This window comes from Sunxiuqinia rutila, assembly GCF_050589705.1.
GTDB lineage: Bacteria > Bacteroidota > Bacteroidia > Bacteroidales > Prolixibacteraceae > Sunxiuqinia > Sunxiuqinia rutila.
This window is the reverse complement of sequence record NZ_JBNGOT010000002.1, coordinates 254,836-268,420: the sequence shown is the minus strand read 5'-3', so window position 1 is coordinate 268,420 and position 13,585 is coordinate 254,836. Positions and strand designations below refer to the sequence as shown.

15 protein-coding genes are annotated in these 13,585 nt (G+C 38.4%); 3 read left to right on the top strand and 12 right to left on the bottom strand.

Annotated features, from left to right (window positions below):
* Positions 1 to 39: 39 nt before the first annotated feature.
* From ACRD6K_RS03005 to ACRD6K_RS02950, 12 genes are all read right to left on the bottom strand, one after another.
* A complete protein-coding gene (locus tag ACRD6K_RS03005) occupies positions 40 to 693 on the bottom strand; it encodes a hypothetical protein (RefSeq protein ID WP_430972010.1) in 654 nt (217 codons plus the stop codon).
* Between the two features lie 14 nt (positions 694 to 707).
* A complete protein-coding gene (locus tag ACRD6K_RS03000) occupies positions 708 to 1,607 on the bottom strand; it encodes a relaxase/mobilization nuclease domain-containing protein (RefSeq protein WP_430972009.1) in 900 nt (299 codons plus the stop codon).
* Positions 1,604 to 1,948: a MobC family plasmid mobilization relaxosome protein gene (locus tag ACRD6K_RS02995; protein ID WP_320112772.1), complete on the bottom strand. Its 345-nt coding sequence runs from the start codon at positions 1,946 to 1,948 to the stop codon at positions 1,604 to 1,606. Before ACRD6K_RS02995 ends, ACRD6K_RS03000 begins: the two co-directional genes overlap by 4 nt.
* Positions 1,949 to 2,036: 88 nt before the next feature.
* Positions 2,037 to 2,744 (bottom strand): DUF6371 domain-containing protein, encoded by a 708-nt coding sequence (locus ACRD6K_RS02990; protein ID WP_430972008.1) that lies wholly within the window; start codon positions 2,742 to 2,744, stop codon positions 2,037 to 2,039.
* Complete coding sequence (locus ACRD6K_RS02985) at positions 2,716 to 3,126, bottom strand: PG0870-related protein (RefSeq protein WP_430972007.1); 411 nt, start codon at positions 3,124 to 3,126, stop codon at positions 2,716 to 2,718. Before ACRD6K_RS02985 ends, ACRD6K_RS02990 begins: the two co-directional genes overlap by 29 nt.
* A gap of 12 nt (positions 3,127 to 3,138) precedes the next feature.
* Complete coding sequence (locus tag ACRD6K_RS02980) at positions 3,139 to 3,510, bottom strand: helix-turn-helix domain-containing protein (protein WP_430972006.1); 372 nt, start codon at positions 3,508 to 3,510, stop codon at positions 3,139 to 3,141.
* A gap of 103 nt (positions 3,511 to 3,613) precedes the next feature.
* Positions 3,614 to 4,312 (bottom strand): hypothetical protein, encoded by a 699-nt coding sequence (locus tag ACRD6K_RS02975; RefSeq protein WP_430972005.1) that lies wholly within the window; start codon positions 4,310 to 4,312, stop codon positions 3,614 to 3,616.
* Positions 4,313 to 4,317: 5 nt separating this feature from the next.
* Positions 4,318 to 5,418, bottom strand: a complete 1,101-nt coding sequence (locus ACRD6K_RS02970; RefSeq protein ID WP_430972004.1) for a site-specific integrase — start codon at positions 5,416 to 5,418, stop codon at positions 4,318 to 4,320.
* 2 nt (positions 5,419 to 5,420) lie between these two features.
* A complete protein-coding gene (locus ACRD6K_RS02965) occupies positions 5,421 to 6,344 on the bottom strand; it encodes a helix-turn-helix domain-containing protein (RefSeq protein ID WP_430972003.1) in 924 nt (307 codons plus the stop codon).
* A 239-nt stretch (positions 6,345 to 6,583) separates the two neighbouring features.
* Complete coding sequence (gene mnmE, locus ACRD6K_RS02960) at positions 6,584 to 7,981, bottom strand: tRNA uridine-5-carboxymethylaminomethyl(34) synthesis GTPase MnmE (protein ID WP_430972002.1); 1,398 nt, start codon at positions 7,979 to 7,981, stop codon at positions 6,584 to 6,586.
* Between the two features lie 88 nt (positions 7,982 to 8,069).
* Positions 8,070 to 8,885: a DUF4422 domain-containing protein gene (locus tag ACRD6K_RS02955; RefSeq protein WP_430972001.1), complete on the bottom strand. Its 816-nt coding sequence runs from the start codon at positions 8,883 to 8,885 to the stop codon at positions 8,070 to 8,072.
* 30 nt (positions 8,886 to 8,915) lie between these two features.
* On the bottom strand, positions 8,916 to 9,587 hold the full coding sequence (locus ACRD6K_RS02950; protein WP_430972000.1) for a glycosyltransferase family protein: 672 nt from the start codon (positions 9,585 to 9,587) through the stop codon (positions 8,916 to 8,918).
* A gap of 331 nt (positions 9,588 to 9,918) precedes the next feature.
* On the opposite strand from ACRD6K_RS02950, the gene fabG reads away from it, so the two are divergent.
* From fabG to ACRD6K_RS02935, 3 genes are all read left to right on the top strand, one after another.
* Entirely contained in the window at positions 9,919 to 10,665 is a 747-nt protein-coding gene (gene fabG / locus ACRD6K_RS02945) for a 3-oxoacyl-[acyl-carrier-protein] reductase (RefSeq protein WP_299577760.1), read from the top strand.
* Between the two features lie 68 nt (positions 10,666 to 10,733).
* Positions 10,734 to 11,594, top strand: coding sequence for a PfkB family carbohydrate kinase (locus ACRD6K_RS02940; protein ID WP_430971999.1), 861 nt, complete (start codon positions 10,734 to 10,736; stop codon positions 11,592 to 11,594).
* Positions 11,595 to 11,655: 61 nt separating this feature from the next.
* Positions 11,656 to 13,554 carry a SpoIIE family protein phosphatase gene (locus ACRD6K_RS02935; RefSeq protein WP_299577758.1) on the top strand — a complete coding sequence of 633 codons (1,899 nt, stop codon included), beginning with the start codon at positions 11,656 to 11,658 and terminating at the stop codon, positions 13,552 to 13,554.
* Positions 13,555 to 13,585 lie beyond the last annotated feature (31 nt).

Genomic DNA, 13,585 nt, shown 5'->3' with positions numbered 1-13,585 from the left:
TTGTTTGTGATTTGGAATCACCTTTAAATTTTATGGAGTTCATTTTGGTAAGCTTTCATCAGGAGAATTTGCAGGTTCGGAATTTATGGCATTCCCGTTTTCATTAAGGCCTTTTTTAATGTTCAATTCGTATGTTTCTACAGCTTTCCGAATGTCTTTAATAAATTCTTTGTCGCGCTTAATATGAAATACTGTTTCTATGTTTCTCAAACCTTTTGAATCAATTCCTTGAAGGGAATTAATATATCTATATTTCAGATCGTTGTCTGCCAGTTTTGAGTTTTGGATCATCAGACCGCCAATGCTAATAAATTGCAATACTAAAATCATAATAGAACCTATCTTCCAGGTTTTAAAAGAATCGACAGCAATGAGCTTTTTCTTCTTTTTGGGAAAACATTTTAAACTTTCGATACTTGTTTCTAACTGTTTAATACTATTTGTAATATCAGATTTGGCAAGCCGAATTTCTGAGTTCGTCTTATCAAAATCTTTTTGAAACGAAGTTTCTATTATCCGTTGGATGTCATTCAGAAACGTACGAGCCGATACGAATTTCTGCCGTTCCTCTTGTTTTGGAGAATCTTCTTTGCGCTTTTGATTAGAATTGTCGTTTCCCATCTCTTTTTCAATTGTTGATAGTCTCTTTTTGATTTCCTCAAACATGGCTGCGATTAAACTATTGTTACTCATATTCAATTATTTGATTACCTGCTTAATCCTCGATTCCTGTTCTTTCGCTTTTTCCTCAGGTTTACAGAAGAACTATGGTTTTCTCTATCAATATGCCTGTATTTATATGCCGATAATGATACATCGACCAATGGATTCATTTCATGTCCACGGCTATATTTTGTTTTGATGCTGGGTTCACGCGAAATATTTTGCTGTATCTGCCTATTTATTTTGGAGAAACTAAATTGCCGGTCAACTTTAGAACCATTGAATTTGAAGTTGTTTTTTGTGAATATTATTCCCTGAGCCTCGTCTGTACGCCCTTTATATTTAAAAGAAGTTTGTATTCCTTGTTCTTTCAAGGCTTGAATCAATGCATTCCATGACTTGCAATTAGGAACAACCTCCTTTAGCGTATTGTATATTTCATATTTGGTTTTATCCGGCTCTCGCAGACGGTGTTCTTTTACATTCTCTTTTCCTTTTGCGAAATAAAGTCCGAAATCAAAAGTCAGGTCCTTACAGGTCTTTTCGCTGCGAAAGCGATCATTTTTATCTGAAATAGTTTTGCCTTGATTGTTTACTCTGTTAAAGACCAGGTGAACGTGTGGATGCTCCTTGTCGTAATGGCGAACAATTATATATTGGGTGTCCTTAATGTCCATTCTCTTCATATATTTGTGAGCAATTTCCAGCATTTTAGGATTACTAAGGTTGTACTTGTCCTGCGCAGAAAAATCAAGAGAAATATGACCAACCGTTTTGGCCACTCTGGGATTCAGGTTTGTCTGTTGGATAAAACTCTGAATAATAGCTTTGGCGTTTTTGGTTCTAACTCCATCTGTGGAAAGAATTTCGGCTGCCTTCTTTTTATCAAGTACATATTCCACCGCTCCTTTAAAACCTTTTCCTTTGATAATTTTTGCGATCATTTAATTTTGTCAATGATGTTGTCAATCTCACCGGCTAAATACAGGTACTCGGTTCTGGCGTTTTTGTATCCTCCCGCATTAGCCTTCTTTGCTATTTGATTTAGATTGTTAGCCATTCCGCAAAGCTTCCTGATATGATCGTTCAGCTCGGGTGTCAACCTTTGAATTATTGTGCATGAAGCAATAGACTGTCGGATAATCTCACTCATTGATGTTTTGGCTTCTGAAGCTTTACCTTTTAGCGTATAATATTCTTCAGTTGACATCTTCAAGCTGACGATATAAGTTTTCTTTTCGGAGACAATTTTCGTGGGTCTACCACCTTTTTTATAACTGTTCATTTTCTTCTACTTAGACCAGCGGGATGCAGAAGCAAGGGTTTTGGTAATACCAAAACATAAACTTGCTTCGCATAAAACTGACAGGGTATTAGCGTTTGATGGCTTGTAATTTCAGTTGTTTTCGTTGAGAGAAATTCAACGTGATTTCCTCCTTCAGACTATCGTCCGGCACTAGTTCAAACTTTTTAATCAGCAATTTTAAAGCTGGATTTTGCGTTGTCATTTGTTCTGTAATGCACCTGGTTTCCGGTGTTAGTTTTTCGATTAAATAGTCTGCAATTTCGTAACTGGCTGGTAACTTTTCAGTTTTACTTAAGCCTTCCAGAAACTCAGAAATTCGAATGTCGATGCCATATCTTTTCATGAGTTTGGCTTTTCTGTGCCATGTTTTGAAAGCCCCCAGATCAGGAAATAAAACCACTTTCTGATCGGACAAAATTTTAAAATTACTGGTATTCAGACTTTTATATTTTCCGCCGGAAGCAATCCAGCGGTAATCTTTTAAAAAATGGGCAGCAATTACAGCATTTTTCTCACTTTCTACTATTCCAATTGGTTTCGAAGTATCTTCATTAAGTAGATGTTCGCCGAAAAAACACTGCTTGAGTTTAAAATCTTCATGCTTAATTCGGAGATGTACCCAGGAGATGTGATTGAACGGATGTTTTATACGTTTCCCAGTTCTTGGGGAGTATTGCATAATTTTACCTGTGCGAATATTTCCATTGGAATCAACTTGCCAAAATATTGTTGCTCCATCCCATATTTTAGAGGTTCCAATTTTTGTATTTCGCAAATAGTTCCTGAGTTGCAGTTTCCCCAATTTGTGAACAAAGAAACTGGAACAGATTATTATGCTTATAGGATCTCTGGCTTTCGCACAATAGATCCTTATCAATAAAACTTATTGACTGAATGGTTTCAGGAGTGATGTTGCAAGGGAAGGAGGTTTCACGTGTTTTAGGTAGAATGTAATTGTTGTCCTGAAAGTATTGACTGGGCGTATAATGATAGCCGCATTTTTCTTCACGGTTACACCTTCCCGCATTTTCTGGAAAGGTAATCTGCTTTTCTGTATCAATATATCTTACAAATACATTCTTTTTATTACAGGCAGGGCATAAATGTCGTGTTGTAGAACCTTGATATGGTTCAAGTTTAAATCTAAAAGTATTCATCTTGGCTGGTGTTTATCGTTTTTTTGAAAATGGAATGGAATAATCTTCTGAGAGAACTTCAGGTGTCATTATTGCGGGAATATGCGAATGGATACCGGCTGAACTATTTTTTCTGCCTGTATTTATCCATTCCAATAATTCATCCTCATAGAAATAGAGCTTCTTGCCACTTTTGTAGCAAGGAATGCTTCCTTTTCGTACAAGGGCATAAACTGTCGATTTGGCTTTCATAAGAATTTTACAAGCCTCATTGATCTCGATTGGCCTTTTCGGAATATCCGGCCTTTGGATTTCTTTGATCAGATTTCTTAACTGTGTTACTTCATGAATTAGAAAGCCTACAGCTTCCGGTAATTTTTCGAATGTAATTTCATCTTTACACATGGCAACTGTCTTTAATTATCTGTTTACAAATGAAATAGGTGTTTTACAGGTGCCTTTAAGTCACCAAAAAAACACCATAGAAACACCGGAGATCGAGAATATTTTAGTTGCTGAGTTTATACTTGATTGGAATATTGCAATTGCTGTCAGGAATTCTCAGTTTTTTCTTGATTGTCTTGATTTCACTCACTTTCTGAAGGGTAGGGGCAAACACTATTTTAAGGAAATGGGAGATGGATAATTGGTCTGTTATTCGAAAATGGTTCCAAATATTCCACCCATAATGATATATGTCGTTAGCTTTCAGCTGCTTGTCAGCTTTTATTGGTTGTATCGATTTTAATTCTTCACCATTTGAATACATTTCTACAAATGTACACAGTCTTAAAAGTTCAGAATCTGAGACATATGGAGCAAATACTTCTTGGGAATATTGGAGAGCTTGTTTTAATAATTTTTGCTTTTTCTGATCTGATGTTTCCTGAAATGTTTCGCGTATTTCATTAGTCGGGACGTTGTAGGGAATATATTCCAAACCTGTTTTTATCTCATTATTAGCAGGTTCTTTTCTCTCAAATACTTTAGAAGAAATTATCTTGGGTAGCAAAAAATTATCGATCAGGCTATTAATACTAATATACACAGCCACTGAAAATACAACGACAATTAAGAAAACGATATTCGATGTAAATAAATCAAGCTTTGTTAATAAGCAGAAATACCTTGTTAATGTCGCCAAAACCAGAATGGCACAGCAAACAAGAAGAATAAGAATAATATTTTCTAGTTTCTTAAATGTCATAGAAACTATTTTAAACTAATCTTGTTGGCAGACTCCCGTTTCTTTTCATTAACTAAATCAGCATAAATCTGAGTGGTCGAAACGTTTTTATGAGTTAGCATTTTCGAAACGGTGTAAATGTCTGTGCCAAGAGCTATCTGTAAGGTGGCAAAAGTATGTCGGAAACAGTGAAATGTAATCTTCTTTTTTATTCCGGCCGAGGCAACCCAATTCTTCAATGGTTGAAAAGTCATGCTTCTCTCCAGATCTTTAAAAACTCTTCCATTGGTGCGTTTACCACATAATTGCAGAGCTTCATTGCTTAGAGGTAGTGTTGCTTCCGTATCGGTTTTTTCTGTTTTTAACCGCATACAAAATTCGCCTTCGGATGCTGGAATAATATTATCCCACCTTAAGTTCAAGATATCGCTGATCCGTAATCCGGTTAAACACGAGAACAATGAAGCAGACTTCAAAACAGATATGTCGCAAGGAGTTGCAGCAAGCGTTTTGAGTTCTTCTAATGTCAGGTATTCAATTTTGGTATCAACGGTTTCAATGCTTTCCAAAAAGTCGTTTATATTCTCAAATATTAATTTGTCCCGATAAGCCAGTTTCAATAGTGCCCTATATGTTGAGAAATATGAGGCTGCAGAGTTTTGAGAAATGGGAAATTTTGTATGTTTTAGCTGTTTTGCACTCAGTAGATATGACCTGAATTTCCTACTTAAATCAACTGTTATATCCTCAAATAAGCATCTGCTATTCACAAATTTCTCAAAATGAGCATATACCATCATCCACTTCTGATCTTTCTTTAGAGCAATTTTGTAGAAGTAATCTAAAAAGTCTGCTTTAAGTTTATGCTTGTCCAGAAATCCAAATTGATCATTTATTAGCGATTGCACCCTGATTGCGCGAATACCTTCAGCTTTGTTTAGTACTTCGCGGTTATATTCCTTCTCAAGCTCCGTTCTTGGCTTTTTGTAAATGTATATGCCGAGAAACTCTCTGCGTGTCAGTTTCATCGTATATGGATTCCTTATAGCAGGATAATAATCCAAATAAAGCGATAATCTTCCTTTTGAAATCGCGCGTTTTCTTAAAGTAACTTTTACACAAGCCATAATTATTCAGTGTTTGTTGGTGAAAAAATTCTGTCTAACTCATCTTTTACAATCTTTATGTATTTTCCTTCTTTGACCTTATCAATATTATTTCGCTTTATCAAGCCATACAGACCGTCCCTGCTAATGTTGAATTTTTGCATTGCCTCCTGGACAGTATAATAGGGGACCTCATAAGGTGCCTTTTCCCCTTTGGCAATTAGAATGTGTCGTCTTGAATAAAGTGCCGTTCTACCTTTTTTGGTTTTGGGAATATCATGTCTGGAAACAAAAGTATAGACAGCAGAACTTGTCATCGAAAATTCCGAACATATATCTGGGATCGTAATCCAATCAGTAATATCTTCATGATTAATTCTTCCCTTTCGTTTAAAATAGTTATCAAAGTCTTTTTTGCTATAATAGGTTTTGCCCTTCTTGACTATTTTAACAATATTATTATCCCGAATAATCTTGTATGCCCATGTCGTTCCGATATTATAGAATTCTTCAATTTCTGAAATAGAATAAAAAGTCGTGGATATTTCTCTGGCACCAGCTTGATTAGGAATTATCCTATTCTTTCCTTTCTCAAACATTTCATCAATGTCTTTTCGTTTTATCAAGGTCAATCGTGATGAAATTCGAGAGGCTGGAAGTTGCCCTGATTGAATTAGATTATAAATACTTTGTTTGCACAATCCTAAAAGATCAGCCACCTCATTTACTTTCAGAAAATCTTTTGTATTAAGTTTCTCCAGGTATGGAGTGTTTATAGATAGTAGATTGTCAGCTTTTTGTTTCCTAATCTTTTCTTCACGTTTTTGAGCTTTGTATGCTTGACTATTGCAATTGTGCGAACAATATTTTGTAGTTGTTTTTTGCGCAATAAATTCTTTATTACACCAAACACAAGTTTTTACAATTTCCAAATTTTTCTTCTTCATTTCGCTTATTTAAAGTTATGGTGTTAAACCATAGTCTACATTAGTCCAAATATTGTATTATATTGCACAATTTATCTTTCTAAATTACACAAAATTCAGAATAAATACAAATGAGGTGCAAAAATGAGCGAAACATTAAGAAATTATGGCTAAAAGCAGAAATTGCCTCTAAGTATGATGTAAAACAATGTCTTGATTAGCATGTATTTGTGTCATTTTGTAATTAAAAATATCAGAAATTACTTTCCGATACAGAAATTCTTAAAGATATGTCCAAGAACTTCGTCGTTGCTGATTTCGCCGGTGATTTCGCCAAGAAAGTGGAGGCATTCACGAATATCCTGAGCCAGGAAATCGCCGCTTATTCCGTTGTGCAAGCCCTCAATCACCCGAAGTACGGCTTGATGTGCATTGGTTAGGGCCTCGTAGTGGCGAATATTTGACACAATGACGTCGGTTCCTTCTGGTTGGGCTACCTGGGCATTTTCTTTCAGCAGCTCAATCAGTGCATCCAGGTTTTGCTGTTTCTTAGCCGAAATAAACACCAAGTCTTCATTGTCATTCAAGAGAATAGCTCCCAGCATTTCCTTGATTTTTTCATTCCCGCCAAGGTCGGCCTTGTTGCCAACAATGATCAATTTTTGATCCTGAATACGTTCTCTTATAAGGCTCACCCGTTGGCTTATTAAATCGATTGGGTTACTCAAGTCGGTGACCAACAAAATAATGTCGGCTTGCTCCAACTTGCTATAGCTCCGTTCAATCCCTAAGTTTTCAATCTGGTCAACTGTTTCCCGAATGCCCGCCGTATCAAAAAAGCGGAAAGCTGTTCCTTCAATGTTCACCACATCTTCAATCACATCACGCGTAGTCCCGTGAATATCCGACACAATCGCTTTTTCTTCATTCAAAATGGCGTTCAGTAAAGTCGATTTCCCCACATTGGTCTCCCCAACAATGGCTACCGGAATTCCGTTTTTAAGGGCGTTCCCCAGTTTAAATGAGCTGGCCAGTTGATGTAAGAGTTGCTCAATCTTTTCGGTGAGCTCTACGAGTTGTTTGCGGTCTGCGAATTCGACATCTTCTTCACTAAAGTCAAGCTCCAGTTCAACCATGGCAATAAAGTGCAGCAGTTGATCGCGCAACTTCTTAATCTCATTGGAGAAGCCTCCACGCATTTGTTTCAAGGCCATTTTATGGTTAGCCTTGTTGGTTGATGCAATCAAGTCGGCCACAGCTTCGGCTTGCGACAGGTCCATTTTGCCATTCAGAAAAGCGCGTTGGGTAAACTCGCCAGGCAGGGCCATGCGCGCACCACTTTTCAGCAACAACTCCAAAATGCGTTGCTGGATATAAACCGCACCGTGACAGGTAATTTCTACCACATCTTCGCCGGTGAAAGAGTGGGGGCCACGAAACAAAGCAACCACCACCTCATCAATAATCTCATCAGCATCGCGAATGGTTCCTACATGCAGCGTGTTGGCTACCTGCTCCGATAAGCGTTTTGCTTTGGCCGGAGATTGAAATACCTTGTCTGCAATGGTCAGTGCTTCGTCGCCTGACAAACGAATGGTAGCTATTGCTCCAACTCCGGGAGAGGTGGCAATAGCGCATATAGTAGCTTGATCAATCATTATATCGTCATTATTGTGAAGTACAAAAGTACAAAATGTGTGGGGCATAGCAAGCTGCTAAAGCAGCCACCACAAGAACCGTTTCAATTTACTTGCTAAACTTAAAGTGCTTGAAATAGATAACAGGCAATTCTTTGATGCGCAATTGTTGTTTTTCAATCCACACATTAAGCAGGCGCTCGGCAATAAACCCTAGAATGCGTTCCTGGTAGCCCTGATATTCAGCTAATTTTACCCGATTTTCAAATTCGAACAGGAGCTTAAACAGCCAAGACATACAGCAATCAAAATCAGCTCGTTTCATCACCAACATGTTGTTGGCATACATGCGTTTGCTAGCCAACACCCGCTCCAATGCTCCGCCATACTCCGGACATTTCTCTTGAATGATCGTTTGAAGCAGTTCGAGGTCTTTGGCATTGTGGTACCGCTGGTAATGTTCTCGAACGGTATATTTGAGTTTTCGTTTCGTTGGCAAGATGATGTCATACTCATTGAGCAGCTCAATAATTTCATTTTCGTTGAGAACTGCACCTTTGAACTTCTGCACATTTTTTGTGTAGATTAAGCCATACCGTTTGTAATGAATTCCGACCAGATAATAGAGCAAGCGCTTAAGCCGATAGGATAGTGGCTCTGTTTGTTTTGTCAGAAAACGGCGATAGTGTACCACACCTACAATATCCTGGCAGGTGTTTTTCCATACCCAATATGTTCCAGTCAGTTCGCTATAATACTTATTTTTCGAAGAGATATGATCACCGGTATCATCTCCTTGCATATCAATGGCTGCTTTGGATTGCGCATTGCCAGCCATGATTGGAATATAGGGCGAATGGTTAATAATAACCGGTGCGTTTTTGTAGAAAAAGGTATAGAGTTCTATTGTAGGTGTCTTTTTCATCTGCTATTATCAATGATTAAAGTTGATTAATTAGACGGGCTTCTGGTACCATGAACTTCCAATTGTCTTGCTTCGATAATGTATCTCTTCGTCTGAAAGTGTTGTCGGATTTTCATACCAAGGTAAATGCCTAGCCATGTATTTCCCCCCGGTTCGTAAGGTTTTACCCCATTGCTGATTTTTAGTGCCTGGACGATACAGTGCAAATGTTGTATCAATGTCTGCCTCGTACAAATCAGAAGAGATCTGCTTTTCCCAAAACTTTCTCTCCCATTTAATAACCATTTCTTTTTGCGGATAAAAATCGGGAATGTCATCTATTTTCAGTCCAAATCCTACTTTGGTGTAGCTTGGATAATCATTTAACAATTGTTGAAAATAGCCGACAACATCCAAAGGGCAATCTTCTATTGGCAAAATATCAGGATCGGTGTAAATGTAGGGAAGTCCCTTAAACCATAAGTAAATGGAGGTGTCCCAAATCGATTTATATCCGATGTTGGCATTCATTCGAATGACAGTATGTGGTGTTTCTTGGTAGAAGTCTAATAATTCTGGATAGCAAGAGTTATTATCGATAATATAAATGTTTCTCATCTCTGCTTTCTCCAGCCATGAAATTAGCTTGCGCAAACAAATTATACGGTTGTAATTATTAATGATTACCGGAATATCTCGATAGTCAATCTCATTGCTTTTCAAGCTTTTGAGGAAACGCCTCCTTATGAAGGGGCGCTTCAATGATCTTGCTAGTTTGCAGTATATTCTGGCCAATTTTCTGTATCTCGAAAATGGGATATTGTAAGTTATTATCATAACAATTTAAATAAATGCCAAAAATAGCTAAAATCTTTGTTTTTTATACTTTTAAATGAAAACCTAATATTTTCATTTTTGAATTATATGGTTTAAAAGTCGGGGGTTAGCGACTAAAAAGCGCGTTTGCTTATGTATTTCAGGACGGGTTTTGATTTACTTTGACTGTTTTTTATATACTTTTGCTTGAAAATAAATTTCCATAAAAGAAAAAATTATGAAATTATTAGAAGGTAAAACGGCTCTGATTACCGGTGCTTCCAGAGGTATTGGTAAAGCCATTGCAGTAAAGTTTGCCGAAGAAGGCTGTAACATTGCATTTACGGATCTTTTTGACGATGAAAATATGAAGGCCACTCAAGAAGAGCTGATCGCTATGGGCGTAAAGGCTAAGGGGTATGCTTCCAATGCTGCTGATTTTGCAGATACTGACCGGGTAGTTGCTGAAGTAGTCAAAGAATTTGGTCAAATTGATGCGTTGGTTAACAATGCCGGAATTACTAAAGATACGCTGCTGATGCGTATGACAGAAGAGCAGTGGGATGCCGTGATTAATGTAAACCTGAAGTCTGTATTTAACTTCACAAAGGCAGCTCAAAAAATCATGTTGAAGCAACGCTCAGGATCAATCGTTAACTTGAGCTCAGTAGTTGGTGTGAGCGGAAATGCTGGTCAATCTAACTATTCAGCATCCAAAGCCGGTATTATCGGTTTTACCAAGTCAATCGCCAAAGAGTTGGGATCACGGGGCATTCGCAGCAATGCTATCGCTCCGGGTTTTATCATTACCGAGATGACAGCTCAGATTCCGGAAGATGCCCGCAAAGCCTGGGAAGCCAATATTCCGATGAAACGCGGTGGTACTCCTGATGAGGTTGCCAAGACTGCTTTGTTCCTTGCTTCCGACTTATCAAGCTATGTAAGTGGACAAGTGATTAATGTTTGTGGAGCCATGAACACGTGATCTTGTTAAAATATAAAATACAGAGCCGTCACCTGAAAATGTGACGGCTTTTCTTTTGAATTGTATTTATGAAAAAGGCACTCTTTCTGGGTTTAGCAACCTTGGATATTCAATATTTTGTTGATGAGTTTCCGGCAGGGAATGTGAAAATAAAAACCCAGGCACCCGACTGTTGGGTTGGAGGGCCTGCAACCAATGCTGCAGTGGCCTTTGCAAAGCTCAATGGAAACACCCACTTGGTAACAGCTGTAGGGAAAAATGCTTTTCAATCAGTTTTCAAAAATGATTTTGAGCAATGTAACATTCAATACATTGACCTTTTAGAGCGGGTGGATTCCCAACCGGTACTTGCCTCTGTCATTAGTGCATCAAATGGCGAGCGAACAATTTTTACGCATTATCCGGATCGGATAACACAACCTATTGATGAGAAAAAGCTGCTGGATCAACTTCAGCCTGAGGTTGTAATGCTGGATGGTTTTTACCCAGAGGTTGCTGTAAAACTGGCGCACGAAGCAAAAAACAGACAAATTCCTGTTGTTTTTGATGGTGGCAGCTGGAAATCCTACCTTCCCGAATTGCTGCCACATGTGGATTATGCCATTTGCTCCAATGATTTTTATCCTCCAACGTGTGAGCAACCCAAGGAGATCTTTGACTATTTAGATCAGTTTGCCATTTCGCATAAAGCAATTACGCGGGGGAATCAGCCAATTTTAGTTAGCAGCAGGGAAATGAACTGTGAGCTAGACGTCCCGCAAGTAGATGTTATCGACACACTTGGAGCCGGTGACTTTTTTCATGGGGCATTCTGTTATTATCTTTTAACGAAAAGTAATTATTTGCAAGCGCTGCAAAAATCAGCAGAATTTGCGTCCAAAACCTGTTTGTTTAAAGGACCTCGAAGCTGGCTGAATAAACTAATCTAAGGGCTTTCCTTTCACTTCGATTTTTCATAACTTGTTTGCTCTTTAAGATCGTATATCATTCATGAATAAAAGAAGTATTGCCTTTCAGCTGGGATTCTATGTGTCATCAGCCGTGCTCATTGTTATTTCCTTGATTGTGTTTCTAAACTATAAGCATAGTCGGGAGATAATTATGGATAAAATTGAAGAATTGGCCATTCATCAATCCAGCTTGATTATCAATGAGATTTCAAAAAATGTGGTCGCCAGCCAGGAGATAACCCGCAATGTTGCCAGTCAGGCTCTTTATTACCGTTCACATGGCGATTTACAGTTTTTTCTTCATCAGGTTGTACAAAATAATCAGGTGCTCAATGGCTTGCACGTTCAGCTGTTTGAAAATCAAGACACCTTAATTTATTCTTCTTACCATGCGCATGACGGAGAGCTTGTTGACCGGCAAGATCTGGATTTTTGCGCGATATACAATTTTGAAAATCTGGCAGACTCAGTCCTTCAAGAAAATTTGGGTATTTGGTCCGATCCTTTTTACTGTCCACTGGATTCGAGTAAACTAATGATTTCTTTTTTTTTACCAATAGTCAATCCACAGGGGGAGTCAGTTGGAATTATTGCCGGTGACATCAATCTCGAATTTCTAAATAAAGTCATTTCTGACATCAAAATAGGAACCAACGGATTTGCGCTTATTGCATCGAGGCAAGGGTATTACCTTACTCACCCAAATCCTGACTGGGTGATGAAAAAACAGGTTTTTGACGTATCCTCCGAGACTTTGAGAACTGACAGGGATTATTACATGCAGCTGCTGAGAGCCGGCAAGTCCGGATCCGGATTTGCTTATCCGGAATTGTTCAACTATGAAAGAAGCTGGTTTTATTTTTCATCGATTCCCTATACTGACTGGCGTGTTGTTATTGTGATTCCGGCAAAGGAATTGTTTGATGACCTGCGGTCCGTTTTTCGTAAGATTGTCGTTGTATCGCTTATCGGCTTTCTGGCAATACTGGCACTTATTGTCGTTATTTTTACCCGGATGTTTTCTCCATTGGTACAAATTGTTCGTTCTATTCAGCGTTTTAGTTTTGGAGACCGGGGAAGAAGAAGGGGAGATAAGAATGAAATTGAGCTGCTGAGTGATAGTTTGAAGGAGTTGCAATTTCAGTACAATACCTATTTGGCAGAGCAAAACCAGATTCGGAAAGACAAGCGTAAGTATGAGAAAGACTTGAAATCAGCGAAAGAAATCCAGCGAACAATCATTCCGCAAGACTACAGTTTTCTGGAAAAACGACATGAAATTGATCTCTTTGCCATTCTCCAACCCGCAGAAAGTATTGGAGGAGACTTGTATGACTTCTTCTTCATTGATGATGAACACCTGCTCTTTACGATGGGTGATGTTTCCGGCAAAGGCATTCCTGCTGCTTTGTTTATGGCAGTTGCCAATACGATGATCAAAAGCAAGTCAACTGATGTATCGGCTCAAAAGATTGTGGACGTTGTAAACAAAGCCCTAAGTAAAGAAAATTCCAATCAGCACTTCCTAACCCTTTTTCTTGGGGTTCTGAATGTTAAAACAGGCATACTAGATTATTGCAATGCTGCACACAATTATCCGTTTTTGCTGCGTCGAAACAAAGGGGTAACCCAGCTGGAGCAAACGCACGGCTTGCCCATAGGCCTTTACGCTAACAAAACCTACGAGTCTGAATCGCTGTTGCTGTCCAAAGGAGATATTCTGTTTTTATATACAGATGGGGTCACCGAATGTAAAAACAGGTATGGTGAAATGTATGGTCTGAACCGGTTATCCAGTCTGATGACAGAAAGCCAGAACATGACACCTGAATCGCTTGTAAAAGGTGTAATGAGCGAACTGAAAAACTTTAAAGGAGAAACCAAACAAGCTGATGATATTAGTTTAATGGCCATTCAGTTTAAAGGTATGTTCGAGTAGTCGAATGAACGACTTCCGCTTTTTGGTGTTA

Excerpts from the sequence above, each read along its gene's own strand:
- ACRD6K_RS02975 (WP_430972005.1), bottom strand. The coding sequence starts at position 4,312 with ATGACATTTAAGAAACTAGAAAATATTATTCTTATTCTTCTTGTTTGC.
- ACRD6K_RS02935 (WP_299577758.1), top strand. The coding sequence starts at position 11,656 with ATGAATAAAAGAAGTATTGCCTTTCAGCTGGGATTCTATGTGTCATCA.
- ACRD6K_RS03005 (WP_430972010.1), bottom strand. The coding sequence starts at position 693 with ATGAGTAACAATAGTTTAATCGCAGCCATGTTTGAGGAAATCAAAAAG.
- mnmE (WP_430972002.1), bottom strand. The coding sequence starts at position 7,981 with ATGATTGATCAAGCTACTATATGCGCTATTGCCACCTCTCCCGGAGTT.
- fabG (WP_299577760.1), top strand. The coding sequence starts at position 9,919 with ATGAAATTATTAGAAGGTAAAACGGCTCTGATTACCGGTGCTTCCAGA.
- ACRD6K_RS02940 (WP_430971999.1), top strand. The coding sequence starts at position 10,734 with ATGAAAAAGGCACTCTTTCTGGGTTTAGCAACCTTGGATATTCAATAT.
- ACRD6K_RS02955 (WP_430972001.1), bottom strand. The coding sequence starts at position 8,885 with ATGAAAAAGACACCTACAATAGAACTCTATACCTTTTTCTACAAAAAC.
- ACRD6K_RS03000 (WP_430972009.1), bottom strand. The coding sequence starts at position 1,607 with ATGATCGCAAAAATTATCAAAGGAAAAGGTTTTAAAGGAGCGGTGGAA.
- ACRD6K_RS02985 (WP_430972007.1), bottom strand. The coding sequence starts at position 3,126 with ATGAATACTTTTAGATTTAAACTTGAACCATATCAAGGTTCTACAACA.
- ACRD6K_RS02965 (WP_430972003.1), bottom strand. The coding sequence starts at position 6,344 with ATGAAGAAGAAAAATTTGGAAATTGTAAAAACTTGTGTTTGGTGTAAT.
- ACRD6K_RS02995 (WP_320112772.1), bottom strand. The coding sequence starts at position 1,948 with ATGAACAGTTATAAAAAAGGTGGTAGACCCACGAAAATTGTCTCCGAA.
- ACRD6K_RS02980 (WP_430972006.1), bottom strand. The coding sequence starts at position 3,510 with ATGTGTAAAGATGAAATTACATTCGAAAAATTACCGGAAGCTGTAGGC.
- ACRD6K_RS02970 (WP_430972004.1), bottom strand. The coding sequence starts at position 5,418 with ATGGCTTGTGTAAAAGTTACTTTAAGAAAACGCGCGATTTCAAAAGGA.